General features: G+C 41.9%; 19 protein-coding genes and 2 pseudogenes. 11 read left to right on the top strand and 10 right to left on the bottom strand.

What is annotated here, in order from left to right; all coding sequences use genetic code 11:
* Nucleotides 1–23: 23 nt before the first annotated feature.
* The 3 genes from BWP33_RS09130 to BWP33_RS09120 form a co-directional block, all read right to left on the bottom strand.
* Nucleotides 24–635: a PAS domain-containing protein gene (locus BWP33_RS09130; protein WP_002641613.1), complete on the bottom strand. Its 612-nt coding sequence runs from the start codon at nt 633–635 to the stop codon at nt 24–26.
* A complete protein-coding gene (locus BWP33_RS09125) occupies nt 632–988 on the bottom strand; it encodes a roadblock/LC7 domain-containing protein (RefSeq protein ID WP_040628733.1) in 357 nt (118 codons plus the stop codon). Before BWP33_RS09125 ends, BWP33_RS09130 begins: the two co-directional genes overlap by 4 nt.
* A 68-nt stretch (nt 989–1,056) precedes the next feature.
* A complete protein-coding gene (locus BWP33_RS09120) occupies nt 1,057–1,563 on the bottom strand; it encodes a PAS domain-containing protein (RefSeq protein ID WP_002641615.1) in 507 nt (168 codons plus the stop codon).
* A gap of 530 nt (nt 1,564–2,093) precedes the next feature.
* Here BWP33_RS09120 and lysS point away from each other — a divergent pair.
* The 4 genes from lysS (at nt 2,094) to BWP33_RS09095 (ending at nt 6,062) form a co-directional block, all read left to right on the top strand.
* Nucleotides 2,094–3,608, top strand: coding sequence for a lysine--tRNA ligase (gene lysS / locus BWP33_RS09110; RefSeq protein ID WP_002641616.1), 1,515 nt, complete (start codon nt 2,094–2,096; stop codon nt 3,606–3,608).
* Between the two features lie 94 nt (nt 3,609–3,702).
* Nucleotides 3,703–4,197: a 5-(carboxyamino)imidazole ribonucleotide mutase gene (gene purE / locus BWP33_RS09105; protein WP_002641617.1), complete on the top strand. Its 495-nt coding sequence runs from the start codon at nt 3,703–3,705 to the stop codon at nt 4,195–4,197.
* A 60-nt stretch (nt 4,198–4,257) separates the two neighbouring features.
* Nucleotides 4,258–5,292: a ferrochelatase gene (hemH, locus tag BWP33_RS09100; protein ID WP_002641618.1), complete on the top strand. Its 1,035-nt coding sequence runs from the start codon at nt 4,258–4,260 to the stop codon at nt 5,290–5,292.
* Between the two features lie 74 nt (nt 5,293–5,366).
* Nucleotides 5,367–6,062: an AzlC family ABC transporter permease gene (locus BWP33_RS09095; RefSeq protein WP_002641619.1), complete on the top strand. Its 696-nt coding sequence runs from the start codon at nt 5,367–5,369 to the stop codon at nt 6,060–6,062.
* Here the strand turns inward: BWP33_RS09095 and BWP33_RS12515 are convergent.
* Entirely contained in the window at nt 6,046–6,186 is a 141-nt protein-coding gene (locus BWP33_RS12515; protein WP_155999536.1) for a hypothetical protein, read from the bottom strand. The two genes, BWP33_RS09095 and BWP33_RS12515, sit on opposite strands and share 17 nt — an antisense overlap.
* Here BWP33_RS12515 and BWP33_RS09090 point away from each other — a divergent pair.
* On the top strand, nt 6,185–6,388 hold the full coding sequence (locus BWP33_RS09090) for a hypothetical protein (protein ID WP_155999538.1): 204 nt from the start codon (nt 6,185–6,187) through the stop codon (nt 6,386–6,388). The two genes, BWP33_RS12515 and BWP33_RS09090, sit on opposite strands and share 2 nt — an antisense overlap.
* Before the next feature lie 272 nt (nt 6,389–6,660).
* Here BWP33_RS09090 and BWP33_RS09085 read toward each other — a convergent pair whose 3' ends face one another.
* Nucleotides 6,661–7,506 (bottom strand): IS982 family transposase, encoded by an 846-nt coding sequence (locus BWP33_RS09085; RefSeq protein ID WP_104930385.1) that lies wholly within the window; start codon nt 7,504–7,506, stop codon nt 6,661–6,663.
* Between the two features lie 135 nt (nt 7,507–7,641).
* Here BWP33_RS09085 and BWP33_RS12510 point away from each other — a divergent pair, with 135 nt between their 5' ends.
* Both BWP33_RS12510 and BWP33_RS09080 read left to right on the top strand, forming a co-directional pair.
* Nucleotides 7,642–7,791: an endonuclease toxin domain-containing protein gene (locus BWP33_RS12510; RefSeq protein ID WP_158666826.1), complete on the top strand. Its 150-nt coding sequence runs from the start codon at nt 7,642–7,644 to the stop codon at nt 7,789–7,791.
* Nucleotides 7,791–8,279 (top strand): contact-dependent growth inhibition system immunity protein, encoded by a 489-nt coding sequence (locus tag BWP33_RS09080; RefSeq protein WP_104930384.1) that lies wholly within the window; start codon nt 7,791–7,793, stop codon nt 8,277–8,279. The genes BWP33_RS12510 and BWP33_RS09080 overlap by 1 nt, the downstream gene beginning before the upstream one ends.
* A 49-nt stretch (nt 8,280–8,328) precedes the next feature.
* Here the strand turns inward: BWP33_RS09080 and BWP33_RS09075 are convergent, their stop codons facing one another.
* Genes BWP33_RS09075 through BWP33_RS09065 form a run of 3 tightly spaced genes read right to left on the bottom strand, consistent with a single transcriptional unit; the run spans nt 8,329 to nt 9,576 of the window.
* The gene (locus BWP33_RS09075) at nt 8,329–9,084 is read right to left on the bottom strand and encodes an IS5 family transposase (RefSeq protein ID WP_104930383.1); all 756 of its coding nucleotides are present in this window, start codon (nt 9,082–9,084) and stop codon (nt 8,329–8,331) included.
* Nucleotides 9,059–9,313, bottom strand: coding sequence for a PIN domain-containing protein (locus tag BWP33_RS09070; RefSeq protein WP_002641622.1), 255 nt, complete (start codon nt 9,311–9,313; stop codon nt 9,059–9,061). The genes BWP33_RS09075 and BWP33_RS09070 overlap by 26 nt, the downstream gene beginning before the upstream one ends.
* Complete coding sequence (locus BWP33_RS09065; protein ID WP_002641623.1) at nt 9,313–9,576, bottom strand: type II toxin-antitoxin system Phd/YefM family antitoxin; 264 nt, start codon at nt 9,574–9,576, stop codon at nt 9,313–9,315. Before BWP33_RS09065 ends, BWP33_RS09070 begins: the two co-directional genes overlap by 1 nt.
* A 250-nt stretch (nt 9,577–9,826) precedes the next feature.
* Here BWP33_RS09065 and BWP33_RS09060 point away from each other — a divergent pair, with 250 nt between their 5' ends.
* The 3 genes from BWP33_RS09060 (at nt 9,827) to BWP33_RS09050 (ending at nt 12,191) form a co-directional block, all read left to right on the top strand.
* Entirely contained in the window at nt 9,827–10,096 is a 270-nt protein-coding gene (locus tag BWP33_RS09060) for a FeoA family protein (protein WP_002641624.1), read from the top strand.
* Between the two features lie 71 nt (nt 10,097–10,167).
* Nucleotides 10,168–12,048 carry a ferrous iron transport protein B gene (gene feoB / locus BWP33_RS09055; RefSeq protein WP_040628736.1) on the top strand — a complete coding sequence of 627 codons (1,881 nt, stop codon included), beginning with the start codon at nt 10,168–10,170 and terminating at the stop codon, nt 12,046–12,048.
* Nucleotides 12,048–12,191, top strand: coding sequence for a hypothetical protein (locus BWP33_RS09050; protein WP_002641626.1), 144 nt, complete (start codon nt 12,048–12,050; stop codon nt 12,189–12,191). Before feoB ends, BWP33_RS09050 begins: the two co-directional genes overlap by 1 nt.
* Nucleotides 12,192–12,433: 242 nt before the next feature.
* Here the strand turns inward: BWP33_RS09050 and BWP33_RS09045 are convergent.
* Nucleotides 12,434–12,829: pseudogene (locus BWP33_RS09045) on the bottom strand (1-deoxy-D-xylulose-5-phosphate reductoisomerase); the annotation flags it as partial.
* Between the two features lie 225 nt (nt 12,830–13,054).
* On the opposite strand from BWP33_RS09045, the pseudogene BWP33_RS09040 reads away from it, so the two are divergent.
* Nucleotides 13,055–13,726: pseudogene (locus BWP33_RS09040) on the top strand (IS1595 family transposase).
* A 111-nt stretch (nt 13,727–13,837) separates the two neighbouring features.
* Here the strand turns inward: BWP33_RS09040 and BWP33_RS09035 are convergent.
* The gene (locus BWP33_RS09035) at nt 13,838–16,150 is read right to left on the bottom strand and encodes a TonB-dependent receptor (RefSeq protein WP_002641630.1); all 2,313 of its coding nucleotides are present in this window, start codon (nt 16,148–16,150) and stop codon (nt 13,838–13,840) included.
* Nucleotides 16,151–16,241: the final 91 nt, after the last annotated feature.

Genomic DNA, 16,241 nt, shown 5'->3' with positions numbered 1-16,241 from the left:
ATCACTCATTTTTTTCTCACTTTTTAATTTATGCGTATCAATCGGTCGGTTTGATTTTTTTCTTCAGACAGCATGGTTTGGTATAACTGTTCGGCTTGTATAATTTTTTCACGAGATGGTTTGCGGCGTACAGATGTGTAGCCCATAAATACGTCATGACGAATATTTGGAATCACGGTAGCATAAACCCAATAAAAACTACTGTCTTTACGCAGATTTTTCATGTAGCCGTGCCATTTTTCGCCTTTTTTGATGGTTGCCCACATTTCTTCAAAAACAGCAGAAGGCATATCAGGGTGGCGCAACACATTATGCGTTTGTGAAATAATTTCTTGACGTTGCCAACCACTCATGGTTACAAAAGATTCATTTGCGTGTGTGATGACACCATTTAAATCGGTTTTAGATGTAATGAGGCAACCATCTGGAAACATAACTTCTTCATCTGACGCGTAGATTCGGCGTTGATTGCCGTCATAGCCTAGAATCAGAAATTCGCGATAATTAGCGATTTTGGGTTTGGGCATAATTAAGCAACCTGCTGCATCTTTCAGGCTGCCTAGTTGCTTGGTTTGCTGATTATCAGGTTCAGATTTGGCTTTTTTGGATTTGCCCAAGAAATTCAACCAATTCATTCTTCAATCCATTCTGACATTTGCTTCACAGCTTGGCGCGCACTTAGCAAAATCAAACCCAATTTGGCTTCGTGTTTTGCGGTAATGATTAACAAGCTTTCGGGGCTTGCTTGAACCAATACAATGAGTCCATCATCGCCTTGCACAGTAACTTGAGACATGGTGCCACAACGCAATTCGCGCGTGGCACGGTTGCCTAGAGCCAATAAAGCCGCTGTCATACCGCCCACACGGTCTGCAATGACATCATGCGGCAACGCTGTTGCAATGGGCAAGCCATCGCTGGAAATTAAAGCCGAAGCAGTAATATCGGATGATGATGCGTTCAAATCTTGCAATGTTAGTTCAATCATTCTTACATTAGAATCCACTCCAAGTCCTTTCTATCTTCATTTTCTCATAAATTTATATATTCATTATATTAAGCAGTTTCAGCACGCAATTTTGCATAAAGGGCTGACATTTCTGCAATTTTTTCACGAGATGGTTTACGGCGTACAGAGGTGTAACCACGCATTTCGCCTTTGCGAATATTGGGGATAACGGTGGCATAAACCCAGTAAAAACCGCCATCTTTACGCAAATTTTTTACATAACCATGCCATTTTTCGCCACGCGCCAACGTGTCCCACAAGCCTTTAAATGCTACGGCTGGCATATCAGGGTGGCGCAAGATGCTGTGTGGCGCACCAATTAATTCTGAACGTTCCCAACCACTCATAATGACAAAAGCCTCATTGGCATGTGTGATGTAACCGTCTAAATCAGTACAAGATGTAATTAAACAACCATCAGGGAAGAAAAACTCTTCATCTGTCACATAAGCCAAATAGTTTTCACCATAAAAATTTTTCATTTTATGAATGCTATAAGGTTTTGTGGGAGTAGGCATCAGTGGTTGCACGAGTCGTTCAGCTGAAAACTTCATTAAGATCTCCTAAAAAACAAATAACTGCTTGGGTGTTAAGAGAAATGTATCGCATTAATTTTTAACAAATTATTAAACGATTTATTCCCCTTAAATCGTCCCATTCCGATGGGGGAGGCTATTTTATTGCATTTATGGTGTGTTCATCAAATTTACTTTTTTTGATGGTATTGCTTTGTTATTTATACAGTCATGTTATCTAAAATCTGTATATCTGTATATCTGTATATCTGTATATCTGTATATCTGTATATCTGTATATCTGTATATCTGTATATCTGTATATCTGTATATCTGTATATCTGTATATCTGTATATATTATACACTTTTTGCGTATTTAATGCCAGTTAATTTATGTTATTCAATTAAATCTATTTTTGATTATTTTTGTTTTTGATTTGATTTTCAAGCGATTCAGCGTAAAATAACGCCATTTCATGTTCATGGTTTTCAGGCTGCCTTGATTAATGCGTCAATGAAAAGGCAGCCTGAAAATTATTTATGATTAATTATATCAATGAGTAATAATATGACCGACCAAAATCCAATCCCTCAAGAAGAACAACTAGACGAAAATCAAATTATCGCCATTCGCCGCGAAAAATTAAATCAACTACGTCAACAAGGAATCGCTTATCCAAACGATTTTAAACGCGATAGCTTCGCCGCCGACTTGCACGAACAATATGATAACACCAGCAAAGAAGAATTAGACCCACAAAATATCCCCGTCAAAATCGCAGGACGCATGATGCTCAAACGCCAAATGGGTAAAGCGACTTTTGCGACTGTACAAGATGTTAGCGGCTCTATCCAATTGTATTTAAATAATAAAGGTGTCAGTCAAGACATCTTGGACGATTTTAATCATTGGGATATGGGCGACATCATCGGCGCAACTGGCACACTGTTTAAAACCAATCATGGTGAATTAACCGTTCGCGTGTCTGAAATTCGTTTGTTGAGTAAATCTCTGCGTCCGTTGCCCGATAAACACAAAGGTTTATCCGACCAAGAAACCAAATATCGTCAACGCTACGTGGATTTGATTGCCAATGCAGAATCACGCGAAACCTTTATTAAACGTAGCCAAATTATCCAATCGGTACGCAATTTCATGGTCGGCGAAAAATATTTAGAAGTAGAAACGCCTATGATGCACTCCATTCCGGGGGGCGCAACAGCAAAACCATTTGTAACACATCATAACGCGCTGGATATTCCACTTTATTTGCGTATTGCGCCTGAATTGTATTTAAAACGCTTGGTTGTCGGTGGTTTGGAGCGCGTGTTTGAAATTAACCGCAGCTTCCGTAACGAGGGGATGTCGGTGCGCCACAATCCTGAATTCACCATGATTGAATTTTACGAAGCATTTTCGGATTACAACCGCATGATGCAAATGGCAGAAGACATTATTCGCAATGCTTGCAAAACTGTGAATTCAGGCAGCCTGAAAATTGAATACAACGGTAAAGAAGTGGATTTGGAAAGCCCATTTGAACGCTTAACCATTTTGCAAGCCATCAAAAAATACAACCCACAATACACAGACGAACAACTCAATGACGCAGAATGGCTCAAAAAAGAAATCGTCAAACACGGCGAAAGTTTGCCACACGCAAGCGGTTTAGGCAGCCTGCAACTGGCGTTGTTTGAGGGTTGCGCGGAAAGCAAATTGTGGAATCCGACTTTTATCGTGGATTATCCTGTGGAAGTGTCGCCATTGGCGCGTGCATCTGACACCAAACAAGGTTTAACTGAACGTTTTGAATTGTTTGTCGTGGGACGCGAATTGGCAAACGGCTATTCCGAATTGAACGACCCCGAAGACCAAGCCGCACGATTCAAAGCGCAAGTCGCCCAAAAAGACGCAGGCGATGATGAAGCCATGCATTATGATGCCGATTATATTCGCGCGATGGAATTTGGTTTACCACCAACTGGAGGCTGTGGCATTGGTATTGACCGTTTGGTGATGCTGTTAACGAATGCACAAACCATTCGTGATGTGATTTTGTTCCCGCAAATGCGTCCAGAATAATTTTCAGGCAGCTTGAAACTTTCTTTTCAGGCTGCCTTTGTCGTAAAACATACTACAATTTTAACTATTTTTCTTTAATTTTTAGGATAAACTTATGATTAAAATCGGCATTATCATGGGTAGTAACAGTGATTGGAACGTGATGCAACACGCCGCACATTTTTTGGAGCAATTTGGCGTGTCATATGAAGCCAAAGTGGTTTCAGCGCATCGCACACCTGATTTGATGTTTGAATATGCGAAATCTGCGCAATCTCGTGGTTTACAAGCGATTATCGCGGGGGCTGGTGGCGCGGCTCATTTACCTGGAATGGTGGCCAGTCAAACCACGTTGCCTGTGTTGGGTGTCCCTGTTCCGAGTAAATATTTGCGTGGAGAAGATTCGTTGTTGTCTATCGTGCAAATGCCTAAAGGCGTACCTGTTGCTACGTTTGCGATTGGTGAAGCAGGTGCGGCGAATGCGGCATTGTTTGCGGTGTCGTTATTGGCAAATCAAGACACTGAATTAGCAAAAAAACTATCCGAATTTCGCCAACAACAAACGCAAACCGTTTTGGCAATGCAATTGCCTGCGATTGCAATTGATTGATAAGATTTTCAGGCAGCCTGATAAACTATTTTAATTAATATTTAATGTAATGATTTTAAAATGAAACTTTATACCGAACCCGAACTCAGTTTTGAACAACAAAATAAAATTGGCGTGTTATTGGTCAATTTAGGCACACCCGATGCGCCGACTGCTGAAGCCATGAAACCTTTTTTGAAACGTTTTTTGAGTGATGCTCGTGTGGTGGAATTGCCTAAAATGTTGTGGTATCCGATTTTGTATGGCGTGGTCTTACCATTGCGTCCCAAAGTCAGCGCGGCAAACTATGCTCGTGTGTGGCTAAAAGAAGGTTCGCCCATTAAATTTTTCACGGAAAAACAAACAGCTGGTGTGCGTGAACGTTTGCCATCTTCTTTGTTTATTGAATACGCCATGACTTACAGCGAACCTAGTATTGCACAAGCCATCGCTAAATTAAAAGCGGCTGGGGTAGGGCGTTTGCTGGTTGTGCCATTGTTTCCGCAATATGCCAGTAGCAGTTCTGGTGGTGCTTTGGATAAAGTTTTCAAAGAATTACAACAGCAGCGCAATCAAATGTCGGTACGCACCGTGTCGCGTTTTTACAATCATGAAGGCTACATCAATGCGCTTGCAGACCAAATTCACCATTATCGTGAACAACATGGTATGGGCGATAAATTGATGTTCAGTTTTCACGGTATTCCATTAAAACAGCATCAAGCTGGCGATTCCTATCCAAACGAATGTCGCGCTACTGCCAAATTGGTGGCGGAAAAATTGGGATTAAGTGAACAAGATTATGTGGTTTCGTTCCAAAGTCGTTTTGGGCGTGGTAAATGGATTGAACCGTCCACTCAAACCTTATTCAACCAATTGCCCCGACAAGGCGTGAAAAAATTAGATGTGGTTTGTCCTGGATTTGTCAGTGATTGCGTTGAAACCATGGAAGAAATCGCCATTTCTGGGCGTGAAGAATTTTATGCAGCAGGTGGCGAAGTTTATCACTACATTCCTTGTCTCAACGCCAATGCCGATTGGTTAGACGCTTTGGTTGATGTCATTAAGGAAAATTTGTTGGGTTGGTTAAAATATGATTTGGAAGATTTGAAATAATTGATTTGCAAATAAATAAGGCTGCCTGAAAAGCATAAATAGATTTTCAGGCAGCCTGAAAGATTTTTATTAAAATGAATACAGAATTTAAACGTGGTGTTCGAGAATCTTTACCCATTGTGTTTGGTGTGTTGCCATTTGGTTTGATTTTGGGGGCGCAAGCGGCGCAAAAAGGCATGAGTTCATTGGAAACGATGCTGATGATGGGGCTGAATTTTGCTGGCGGATCGGAATTTGCCACAGTGGGTGCTTGGACGAGTCCGATTCCTGTGTTGTTGATTTGGACGCTGACTTTGATGATTAACAGTCGGCATATTTTAATGGGGGCGGCGTTTGCGCCGTATTTGCGTGATTTGCCATTACGTCAATTGCTGCCAACGCTGTTTGTGATGATTGATGAAACCTGGGCGATGGGCATGGCGGAAATTAAAAAGCGTGAACAATTGGGCTTACCAGCTTTTAATTTACCGTATTATTGGGGTATTGCGGTGGTTTTGTATATGATTTGGCTATTATGTGGTTTGGTTGGGTCGCAATTTGGCTATTTGCTTGGCAATGATATTGAAAAATTTGGGTTTGGTATGGCATTTCCTGCTGTATTTTTGGTATTGGTTCGTGGAATGTGGCGCGGAATGAAATCCGCTCGTCCGTGGGTGGTGAGTTTAGTGGTCGCGGCTTTAGTGTATTTGATGTTGCCAAATGGTGGTTGGTATGTGCTGGTGGGTACGTTATCGGGTTTGGTGATGGCGTATTTTACGGAGAATGAATAATGGGAATATCTTGGGTTTCGTTTACCACGATTTTGGGTATGTTGGTAATAACGTATTCTACGCGTTTGGCTGGATTTTTCTTGTTAAAAAATCGGTAATTTAGCCCGAAAATGGCGCGTGTCATGGAATCTGCACCAGCTTGCGTGTTATTACAATCTGTCAGCACATCTGTCAACACAAAACAAAATGAAACAAGAAGACATCGCTTTTTCTTGAATAAAAGCCAAGAAACAATTTCTCGTTGGCTTAAAGAAATTGCGACCAAAAAACATTTGATTGGTTCGCCATGTGGAAAAGCTGGAAAAGCTCGTCTCAACAAAATCTAAAAGCAACAAATATACACATCATGAACAAACTGTATGGCTTAAAAACAGTAGTGAATTACCAATTGAAATTCAATGTGAATTTTGTATTTTTATGGTTCAAAAAAATTATTCATTAACCAAAATCAGATAAAAGCTGTTAGGTGTTGGTATTGAGTGTTTTTAAGTCGGAGGTGTGTTTAAAGAGTGTGTTAGTTCTTTTTTGGAGCGTAAAAAGAGCTGAATCCTTAAAGTGGTTCAGCTCTTTTTATTTTTTATGGATGATAACGCCATTCTCAACACCCAATTAACCCAGCAAATTGAGTAATTGGGTGTTGAATTTGTTGATTCAGTAAACAGCAAAAATTATGCGATAAAATTTTCCGAATAAAACGGTTAGATTGGTGAAACAGATTTTTTGTACGAACTATTTCCATGTTAAATCTCTCTGTTAATTGACCAATAACTGTTTCAATCATACGGCGACTATTTTTTAGCCATTTGAGAAATTGAGGACTTCTGTCATCTTTCATATTGCTACGATAAGGTGTTTGTAAATTAATATGGCTTTGTTTCATTTCATCTTTTAATTCAGAACTTAAATACCCTTTGTCCGCACCAACAAACCCTGTTTTGCCTTCTAAAAGTTCAGGTAATACCTGCCGTTCATCAACATTGGCAGCTGTAAAAGTAAAGGCTTTAATCATACCTGAGCGAGTAATCAAAAGATGACCTTTAAAACCATAATAGGTCTCTTTTTTGGAAGCGCAATAACCGAACGTCGCATATGCACGAAAATTTTGATGGCGTTTAGCTCGGGCAAATTTACAGACTGCAATAGGAAAGGCATCTGCATAATACTCTGTTTGCTCACACCAATTTGCAGTGATTTTTTGATGCATTTGTTGTTTAACCCAATACAAATTGGCACATTGTTTGGCAAAATTAGGGTAAGAGCCTAAATTGGGAAACCAATTTTGCCAATGTTGTTTGAAATATTGCCAAATTTTTTTATCGGTATCCATACCGAGAAATTCGCCAACAATTTCCATACAAATCAGTTCACAATCTGAAAGTTTGGGTGCAAAGCCACCTTGTCTTAATGGTTTTTGAACGAGCTGATTGTATAAAGCATCTACCATTAGATACGTTTTAATGATAAATTCGTCTTGGGGGCATAACTGTCTCTCTTTCGGATTATCTTGACGGGTATCTTTAAGAGTGGGGTTATGCCCCTTTTTATTCAATTGCCATATCTTAATTAGATAGAGTTGAGAATGGCGTTACATGCTGACATGATTAAACAACGTGAAATTCATCTTGCCGTGCCTGCTAACACCAATACGGCACAAAGACAACAGTTACAGCGTGTGGTTGAGTACGGCAAAAGTCGTAATGTTCAAATTAAAATTACGGAGATTAAATAATGACTTTTAATAAAGAACAAGATTATTGGGCTGAATTACAAGCGAATGAGAAAGCTTTGATTATTCAAACATATTCGGGTTGTGGTCTAATTGCAGTGGATTGCTTATATCCGCCCTATATTCTGCCCCTAGATGCAGATAATGAAGCTTTAGGGGTAATTGTTTTGCAGGCATTGGCAAATAGTAGAACATTGACTAACGAAGCTGAGCGGATTGATTTTTTTAACAAATCAAATAAAGGTTATATTGATTGGGTTAATCAACTTTGCGAAAAACTAGGTTATAAAACCAAACGTGCTTTATTCAAAAATATGATGAGTTGCTCTGTTTGGTTGAATAATGGTCGAATAGAAATCAGCTCAAGTCGTCATGTTAAATTAGACGCATGGGAAGGAATGAGGAATGTAGAGAAGGTGATTTTAACACTGAACAATACCCCTGCAGAAATTGGTGCAGGTTTGCGTTTGGCTTTAAGCCGTTGTCGCTAGGGGCTATTGACAATTCGAAAAATGAAGCTAGGGGCTAATGACATTTTAGCTATAATTTCAACCAAATCAAAGCACAAGCTAATGACACGGTACTTTCATAATGACGTTTTAATTTATCGTACCGTGTTGCCAGCGCACGAAAATGCTTTAATCGTGCAAAAGCGTTTTCGACCAAGTGCCTGATTTTATATAAATACCAATCTGTAGCCACATTAAGATGTTCTCTATTTTTCTTATATGGAATATTGGCTTTACTTTGTTTAGACTGAATTAACCGACGAAAAGTATCACTGTCAAAACCCCTATCAGCACACACGGTTTCATTATCACTTAAATCCAATTGTGCCAATAAATCAGGCGCAACAACAATATCATTTACATTACCAGCTGTAATGATAAATTCAATTGGATTACCACAAGCATCAACCGCTAAATGAATTTTAGACGTATGACCACCGATACTCTTACCAACAGCTTGATGCGTAATGGATTGTTTACCCATACCGTGTTGATGAACGCGGATATGGCTACCGTCCATAAAGACCCATTCCATATCGGGTGTATCTACCAAATGTTTGAATAATCGGGTAAAAATACCGCGTTTAGACCAGCGATTGAAACTTTGGTAAAGGCTGTTTGCTTTACCAAAATAACTAGGTATATCAGCCCATTGGCAGCCTGTACGTAAGCGAAATAGGATACCTTCTACTGTTTTGCGTAAATTTTTCTTGCGATAAATGCCAAGCTGTTTCAAAATAGGCAACAGTCTTGACCATGTTTCATTTGTAAGCGTGTTTCGGGACATGGCAAAGGTTTGGGATGGTTGCGTGGAAACAATATCTTAAATCCTTTGCCTCTTTTTTTGAATTGTCAATAGCCCCTAGTACGCCACGTTCAATTTCCATTTCTACCACCACATTGGTAAAAAATTGATTGGTTTGAATGGATTGCGCCCACGCGGCAACATTTGGATTGGCTTTGCCTTTCGGCAACAAACGCAATTCACGAAAAATATTCGTATCCAACAAATACATTATTCATCACTCCAATCCAATTCAGCGCGTTGAGCCGTGCTGCGTGGCGACAATTCCCAATCCACATCGGCAATTTCGGGATTGGCTTGGCTAAACCATTCGGCAAGCGTTTCAGGCTGCTTTTGCGTTTGTGCGGATTGATACGATTGCAAAATATAGGCAGGTTTGCCACGTTTGGTAATCAGCACAGGTTCGCGGTCGGCAAGCGTTTGGGCTTTGTTGGTGTGGCGATTGAAATCTTGACAAGTCATGGTTTGCATCATCACTACTCCGAAAGAATTTTATATTTGAAATACCTATTTTAGTATAGAAATAGATACTTTTGTGAAATTTCAGGCTGCCTGAAATTTAAAATAAAATGATTATTTTAAATCTAAAAATAATCAATCCATTACCCAGCAAAATTTGCATTTTGTCAAATTTTGCTTTTTTATGCCTTGAAATACTGATTTTACAAATTATAATGAAAGTAATTCTTGATTATTTTGAGTTACACATCTACAGGGAATCATTATGTCAGCTATCACATTAAATCAATTAGAAAAAAATCAAGTTTATCAAATTCAAGAGATTGCGCCGAGTGCAGAATTTGGCGAATTGGATTGGTCGGTAACACAGCGTTTGCAGGATTTGGGCTTTGTGCGCGGTCAAACGGTGGAAATCGTGGCGCGTGGCGTGTTTGGCGTGGGTCCGTATGCGGTGCGTTTGGGAAATTTGTCGCAGTTTTCGTTGCGCCGTGCGGAAGCGCAGAAAGTGCTTTGCGTGGCGGTTCAGGCTGCCTGAAAAAATATTTAAAATAAATCAATAAATTAAAATAATTAACAAAATAACATCAAACTATAAAGAAAGAAATCATTATGTTGGCTCAATTTGCGCTAGTCGGCGCACCAAATTGCGGAAAAACGGTTTTATTCAATGGTTTAACAGGCATGAATGCGAAAGTTGCCAATTACGCTGGCGTTACGGTAGATAAGCGTATCGGCAAAATGTTGAACCATGAACACATTGAAATCATAGACTTACCGGGTACGTACAGCTTGCACACCACCAGCGCGGACGAAGCGGTTACGCGCGATGTATTACTCGGCAAACAAGGTCGCCGCCCTGATGCGATTATCGCGGTGGCGGACGCAACGAATTTGCGTATGACCTTGCGTATGATGTTGGAATTAAAAGAAATTGGCTTGCCGATGGTGGTGTCGTTGAACATGGGCGATGTGGCGCGAGCGCGTGGTTTGCAAATTGATTTGGACGTGCTGTCTGAAAAATTGGGCGTGCCTGTGCTTTTGACGGCGGCGATTCGCCGTGATGATGTGAATACGGTGCGTGAAGCGGTGGCGAAATTGCCGCATAAAAATTCGCCTGAAAATCAAATCGTTGTGGATAATTCTGCGCTGCAAGAACGCCAATTCAAGCGATTGGACACGGAAAAATTGTACGCGCAAGTTGATGAGATTCTTCAGGCAGCCGTAAAACAAAATATGACGCTGCCTGCGTGGCATCGGCAGTTGGATAATTTGGCATTGCACCCGATGTTTGGTTTGCCTGTTTTATTGTTGATTTTATTGCTGGTTTTTCAGGCGGTGTATGCTTGGGCTGAACCGATTATGGGCTGGATTGAAGAATTATTCGCGGCGTTTGGCGCGTGGATTGCAACAACGCTGCCTGAAGGGATTTTGGCGGATTTGTTGGTTAATGGCGTGATTGCTGGCGTGGGCGGTGTGTTAGTGTTTTTGCCGCAAATTACGATTTTGTTTGCGTTTATTTTGCTGCTGGAAGATTCGGGTTATCTGCCACGCGCGGCGTTTATGTTGGATAATTTATTAGCAAAAACAGGGCTTTCGGGTCGGGCGTTTATTCCGTTGCTGTCTAGTTTTGCATGTGCCGTGCCAGCCGTGATGTCGGCGCGGACGATTAACGACCCACGCGAGCGGTTGGTAACAATCGCCATTGCGCCTATGCTGACGTGTTCGGCGCGGCTGCCTGTTTATGCGTTGATTATTGGCGCGATTATTCCTGAACAAACGGTTTGGGGTGTGTTTAATTTGCAGGGTTTGACGCTGTTTGGGCTGTATTTGGCTGGGATTGTGTCGGCGGCGTTGGTTTCGTTAATCATGAAAATTTGGGCGCGAAAACAACAAGGTAGCGTGCAACAATTTCCGTTGTTAATGGAATTGCCAACGTATCGCGTGCCGAATTTCCGCCATATTGTTCGCAGTTTGTGGGAACGTGTGTCGGCGTTTTTGAAACGCGCTGGTACGGTTATTTTTGCGTTGAGCGTGATTTTGTGGGTGATGACAACTTTTCCGCAACCACCCGAAGGCGCGACAGGTGCGGCGATTGATTACAGTTTGGCAGGTATGTTGGGTAAGGCGATTCAGCCGATTTTTTCGCCATTGGGTTTTACTTGGCAAATGTGTATTGCGATGATTCCGGGTTTGGCGGCGCGTGAAGTGGTGGTGGCAGCGTTGGGAACTGTGTACGCTGTGGGTGCAGAAGAAGAAGGCGCGATTTTGAATGCGCTTTCGCCAATCGTAACGCAGGATTGGGGTTTGGCTACATCGTTTGCGTTTTTGGCGTGGTATGTGTACGCGCCGATGTGTTTGGCGACGTTGGCAACGATTCGCCGTGAAACGAAATCGGCAAAACAAACTTGGATAATTACGGGTTATCTGTTTGGATTGGCTTACTTTTTTGCGTTGGTAACGCATCAAATTGTGAAAGGGTTGATGTAATGGGTATTCAAGAGTTGATTGTGGCGGCGATTGTGTTGGGGTGCGTGGTGTTTGTGGCGCGAAAATATGTTTTCAAACCGAAAAGTAAACAGCAATCGTGTGGCAGTAAAAGTGGTTGTGGGAAATGTGGGGGGTGTGGGTAATTTGATTTTCAGGCAGCCTAAAAGTTGGGCTGCCTGAAATTTTAGCAAAAATCGGATTCAAGAATCTGACCTACGCGGCTGCCTGAAAAATATCAATGTGTAGGTTAGGTTGCGACCAAACATTTTACTCAATGAAAATAAATTGTTGAGTAATGCCCCAACCTACGTTAAACCGCTTTCGCTACTTCTTCAGCTTGCCCCCGAACTTGCGAATCCAATTCCAACAATTCATCAATACTATTCAGGCTGCCTGAAACCACCAGCGTTTCCTTGTTTGCCAAATAAATCGTTTTGCCGTGTTGTGCCGCCACCAACGCAGACGGTAAACCAGCCGCACCCACAATCGAACACATCACGCCTGTTACTTCGGGGGCGGTGGCGATGTCAATTAAGGCTTGTTTGCCGTGCAATATTTCTGTTTTCAGGCTGCCTAATTGTTTGCGCAATTCATTGGCGCAAGTTTCATCGGCGACAACGGCAAATTTCGGCGCGAATTGTCGGCATTGTTCCGTCAATTTTTCCACTTGGCTGTGTCCTGCCAGCGCGAAAATTTGGAATTTGTCGGGGTGGCGCGAAACCACGTCTAATGTGGATACGCCAATGCTGCCTGTGCTGCCTAAAATAGTTAAAGTTTGCATGATTTTTTTCCTGAAAAATAAGCGAAATTATAGCGCAAAAAATTCAGGCAGCCTTTTTACGTTGGCTGCCTGAAATCAAACTATAGTTAATGCACTTATCTTTTAATATTGCGTTGCCAACGCCCTTATGTACTATTCTTACACGGTGGGCGTTGTCGCCTTGTATTAATTAAAGGGGCTGTCCTAGATAACTAGGGAAATTCAAATTAAGTTAGAATTATCCCTATGAGAAAAAGTCGTCTAAGTCAATACAAACAAAATAAACTCATTGAGCTATTTATCGCAGGTGTAACTGCAAGAACAGCAGCAGAGTTAGTAGGTGTTAATAAAAATACAGCAGCCTATTATTTTCATCGTTTACGATTACTTATTTATCAAAACAGTCCACATTTAGAAATGTTTGATGGCAAAGTAGAAGCAGATGAAAGTTATTTTTGGTGGACAACGCAAAGGCAAACGCGGTCGAGGTGCTGCTGGTAAAGTCGCTGTATTCGGGCTTTTGAAGCGAAATGGCAAGATTTATACGGTTACTGTACCGAATACTCAAACCGCTACTTTATTGCCTATTATCCGTGAACAAGTGAAACCTGACAGTATTGTTTATACGGATTGTTATCGTAGCTATAATGTATTAGATGTAAGCGACAAAGCCATTTTAGCTTCGCTGAAACTTCGTTTTCGTATCAATCACAGCACACATTTTGCTGAACGACAAAACCATATCAATGGAATTGAGAACTTTTGGAACCAAGCAAAACGTCATTTACGCAAGTTTAACGGCATTCCCAAAGAGCATTTCGAGCTGTATTTAAAGGAGTGCGAATGGCGTTTTAACAACAGTGAGATAAAAGTTCTTGTTCCATTTTAAAACAGTTAGTAAAACAGAATTTACCCTAGTTATCTAGGACAGCCCCTTTTTTAAAAATGATTTCAATGATTTGATATTCATAACAGCGGTTTCAGGCAGCCTGAAAGTCGGTAAAATCCGTTTTCAGGCTGCCTGTTCGTTCAGAAACGGATATTCACGCCTGCGGTGAAGTTTCGTCCTGTTTGCGGAATGTAGGGCAGGAACGTGGCGTGGCGGTACACTTTTGCATTGAGCAGATTGTCCGCTTTGCCGTAAATTTTGTAGTCTAGACCTTTGTATTTGTTTTGATAAGACAAATCGGCATTTAACATATTATGCCCTTTGGTAGGTTGTTCCAGATAACTGGTTTTGTTTTGTGAGAACATGCGGTGGAAATCCAGCGAAGCTTGCCATTTGTCGTTGAAATTCATGTCCAAACGCATACCCAAACGCAAAGGCGGCAAACGTGGTGTCGGACGGTCTGGGTGTTCGCGCCATTTGGTTACGACTTCGTCCCACCAATCGTATTCCGCGCCTGTTTTGGGAATATTGACCAATTTGCCGTTCACATAATCGCCGAATACGGTTAATTTGTATTTGGGATTAAAACGGTAACCCACAGCCGCCTCCAAGCCGTAAAAACGCGCTCCTGCCTGATAATAACGGTTTACTTGTAATGGAAACTCTTCGTCCAACGATTTGGGACCGCGACCGTCATTCATGGTCAGCAGGTAAATGTAGTTGCTGAAATGGTTGTAATAGGCATTGACGTTGTAATCCCACTTGCTGCCTGAATATTTCACGCCGATTTCAAAATTATTGGAACGCTCTTTGGTCAAATCTTTGTTGCCCACTTCAAAAGAATTGGTGGCGATGTGTTTGCCGTGCGCGTACAGTTCCTGCGAATTGGGAATGCGCTCCAAATGCGAAGCTGTGATACTGAGCTGATGTTTGGGCGCAAAATACCAATTGTAGCTGGCAGCAAACGAATACGCTTTCTCTTTGTGCGGATTCAGATTGGGTAAGGGAAAATTAAATGAATTATTTTCTTTAATTAAATCAATATCATAATCAATGGCGATTTTTTGTTTTTCCGCGCGGAAACCCACTTCAAAACCGTGTTTGTCGCCTTGATATTGTTCAATGCCAAATAAGGCGGTCTGTGTGCTGCGGTTGTCGTGTAACAATTGCTGTGCGCCTTTGGGGGCAACTTGCGAAGCAGGCGAAAACGCGCTGCTTTTCTGCGTATTGTGCTGCATACCAAACATGCCTTGCCAGTTGCCAATTGGTTTGTGAACAAACTCCAAACGCGCATTATACCCTTTGTTTTTAAAGAAATTTTCCGTTATTTTGCCGTCTTTTTCATCGTGGCGGTAATCGGTGTAGCTGATGCTGGTTCGCAGTAAATCAAAGCCTTTGAACGGCTGTTTCAATTCGCCGCGCAAGTCGTAGCGTTTGCTTTTCAGGTCAATCCACGCTCTGCCGTGTGTGTGGTCGTGCGCTTCATCGGCGTGTGAGTCACCTGGAATATGCGTGTGATTCAGCGATAAACCCGGATTTTCAAAATCAATATCCGATTCGTCTGCCAAAAACGGATAATAACGCAAATAGCGTTTCATGATGCGGCGACTTTCCCACAAAATGTCTATGCTGTAATTGTCGTATTTATGCGTGTGTGCAGGTAGCCCGTAACGGTCTTGGCGTTCGGAATACGCTGCGCCCAAGTAACCGCGTTCGCCCAACCACGAAAAGCCCAAACTGCCGTTGCGTGATTTTGCCCAAGTATCTGGCACGCGCTTATGTGTTTGACCGCCATAGGAAAAATACGGTACACGGTAATTATCTGCTTTTTGATACATGCCTTCGGCGTGGACGGCAAAATTCTTGCCTAAACCAAAAGTGATGCCGCCTGCCGTGAGTTTTTCCAAATTCGCACTGCTGACACGCGCACCGACTTCGCCTTCATAACCTTTTTCAGGCAGCTTGGTGGGGATTTTGTTGTCAATGACATTAACCACGCCTGCCGAATTGCCCGAGCTGTACAGCAAGGTTGGCGTACCACGCAGCACTTCAATCTGTTTCGCCAAGATGCTGTCTACCATTACGGCGTGGTCGGGCGACATATTGGACATATCGCCTGTTTCGGCGTGATTGTGCAACACGCGAATGCGTTTGCCTTCCTGACCGCGAATAATCGGCGCACTCGCCCCAGCCCCAAACGAATTGGCGTGAATGCCCAATTCCTGATTGAGGGCTTCGCCGATGGTACTGCCGCGCGAACGGAATTGTTCGCCTTTGATAATGCGGTCGCTGGTTTTGCGCCCTTTGAGCAGATTATCGCTGCGTGTTGGGCGTTTTTGTTTGACGGTTATGGTGGGTAAGATTTGTTCGCTGATGTTATCGGCATAACCATATTGACTTATGAATATCAAAAAGAAAATAGAAGCAATGTTTTGATTTTTAATATAATTCATCTTTAATATGCAAATTTGGGCTCAAGAAATTAAAAATTGTACAGTATATCATAACAATCGTCAAACACACGTTCAGGCAATCCTAAGAACC

It is taken from the genome of Simonsiella muelleri ATCC 29453 (assembly GCF_002951835.1).
GTDB lineage: Bacteria > Pseudomonadota > Gammaproteobacteria > Burkholderiales > Neisseriaceae > Simonsiella > Simonsiella muelleri.
This window is presented reverse-complemented; position numbering and strand designations above follow the sequence as displayed.

Excerpts from the sequence above, each read along its gene's own strand:
- BWP33_RS09130 (WP_002641613.1), bottom strand. The coding sequence starts at position 635 with ATGAATTGGTTGAATTTCTTGGGCAAATCCAAAAAAGCCAAATCTGAA.
- BWP33_RS09125 (WP_040628733.1), bottom strand. The coding sequence starts at position 988 with ATGATTGAACTAACATTGCAAGATTTGAACGCATCATCATCCGATATT.
- BWP33_RS09120 (WP_002641615.1), bottom strand. The coding sequence starts at position 1,563 with ATGAAGTTTTCAGCTGAACGACTCGTGCAACCACTGATGCCTACTCCC.
- lysS (WP_002641616.1), top strand. The coding sequence starts at position 2,094 with ATGACCGACCAAAATCCAATCCCTCAAGAAGAACAACTAGACGAAAAT.
- purE (WP_002641617.1), top strand. The coding sequence starts at position 3,703 with ATGATTAAAATCGGCATTATCATGGGTAGTAACAGTGATTGGAACGTG.
- hemH (WP_002641618.1), top strand. The coding sequence starts at position 4,258 with ATGAAACTTTATACCGAACCCGAACTCAGTTTTGAACAACAAAATAAA.
- BWP33_RS09095 (WP_002641619.1), top strand. The coding sequence starts at position 5,367 with ATGAATACAGAATTTAAACGTGGTGTTCGAGAATCTTTACCCATTGTG.
- BWP33_RS09090 (WP_155999538.1), top strand. The coding sequence starts at position 6,185 with ATGGAATCTGCACCAGCTTGCGTGTTATTACAATCTGTCAGCACATCT.
- BWP33_RS12515 (WP_155999536.1), bottom strand. The coding sequence starts at position 6,186 with ATGACACGCGCCATTTTCGGGCTAAATTACCGATTTTTTAACAAGAAA.
- BWP33_RS09085 (WP_104930385.1), bottom strand. The coding sequence starts at position 7,506 with ATGGTAGATGCTTTATACAATCAGCTCGTTCAAAAACCATTAAGACAA.
- BWP33_RS12510 (WP_158666826.1), top strand. The coding sequence starts at position 7,642 with ATGGCGTTACATGCTGACATGATTAAACAACGTGAAATTCATCTTGCC.
- BWP33_RS09080 (WP_104930384.1), top strand. The coding sequence starts at position 7,791 with ATGACTTTTAATAAAGAACAAGATTATTGGGCTGAATTACAAGCGAAT.
- BWP33_RS09075 (WP_104930383.1), bottom strand. The coding sequence starts at position 9,084 with ATGTCCCGAAACACGCTTACAAATGAAACATGGTCAAGACTGTTGCCT.
- BWP33_RS09070 (WP_002641622.1), bottom strand. The coding sequence starts at position 9,313 with ATGTATTTGTTGGATACGAATATTTTTCGTGAATTGCGTTTGTTGCCG.
- BWP33_RS09065 (WP_002641623.1), bottom strand. The coding sequence starts at position 9,576 with ATGATGCAAACCATGACTTGTCAAGATTTCAATCGCCACACCAACAAA.
- BWP33_RS09060 (WP_002641624.1), top strand. The coding sequence starts at position 9,827 with ATGTCAGCTATCACATTAAATCAATTAGAAAAAAATCAAGTTTATCAA.
- BWP33_RS09050 (WP_002641626.1), top strand. The coding sequence starts at position 12,048 with ATGGGTATTCAAGAGTTGATTGTGGCGGCGATTGTGTTGGGGTGCGTG.
- BWP33_RS09035 (WP_002641630.1), bottom strand. The coding sequence starts at position 16,150 with ATGAATTATATTAAAAATCAAAACATTGCTTCTATTTTCTTTTTGATA.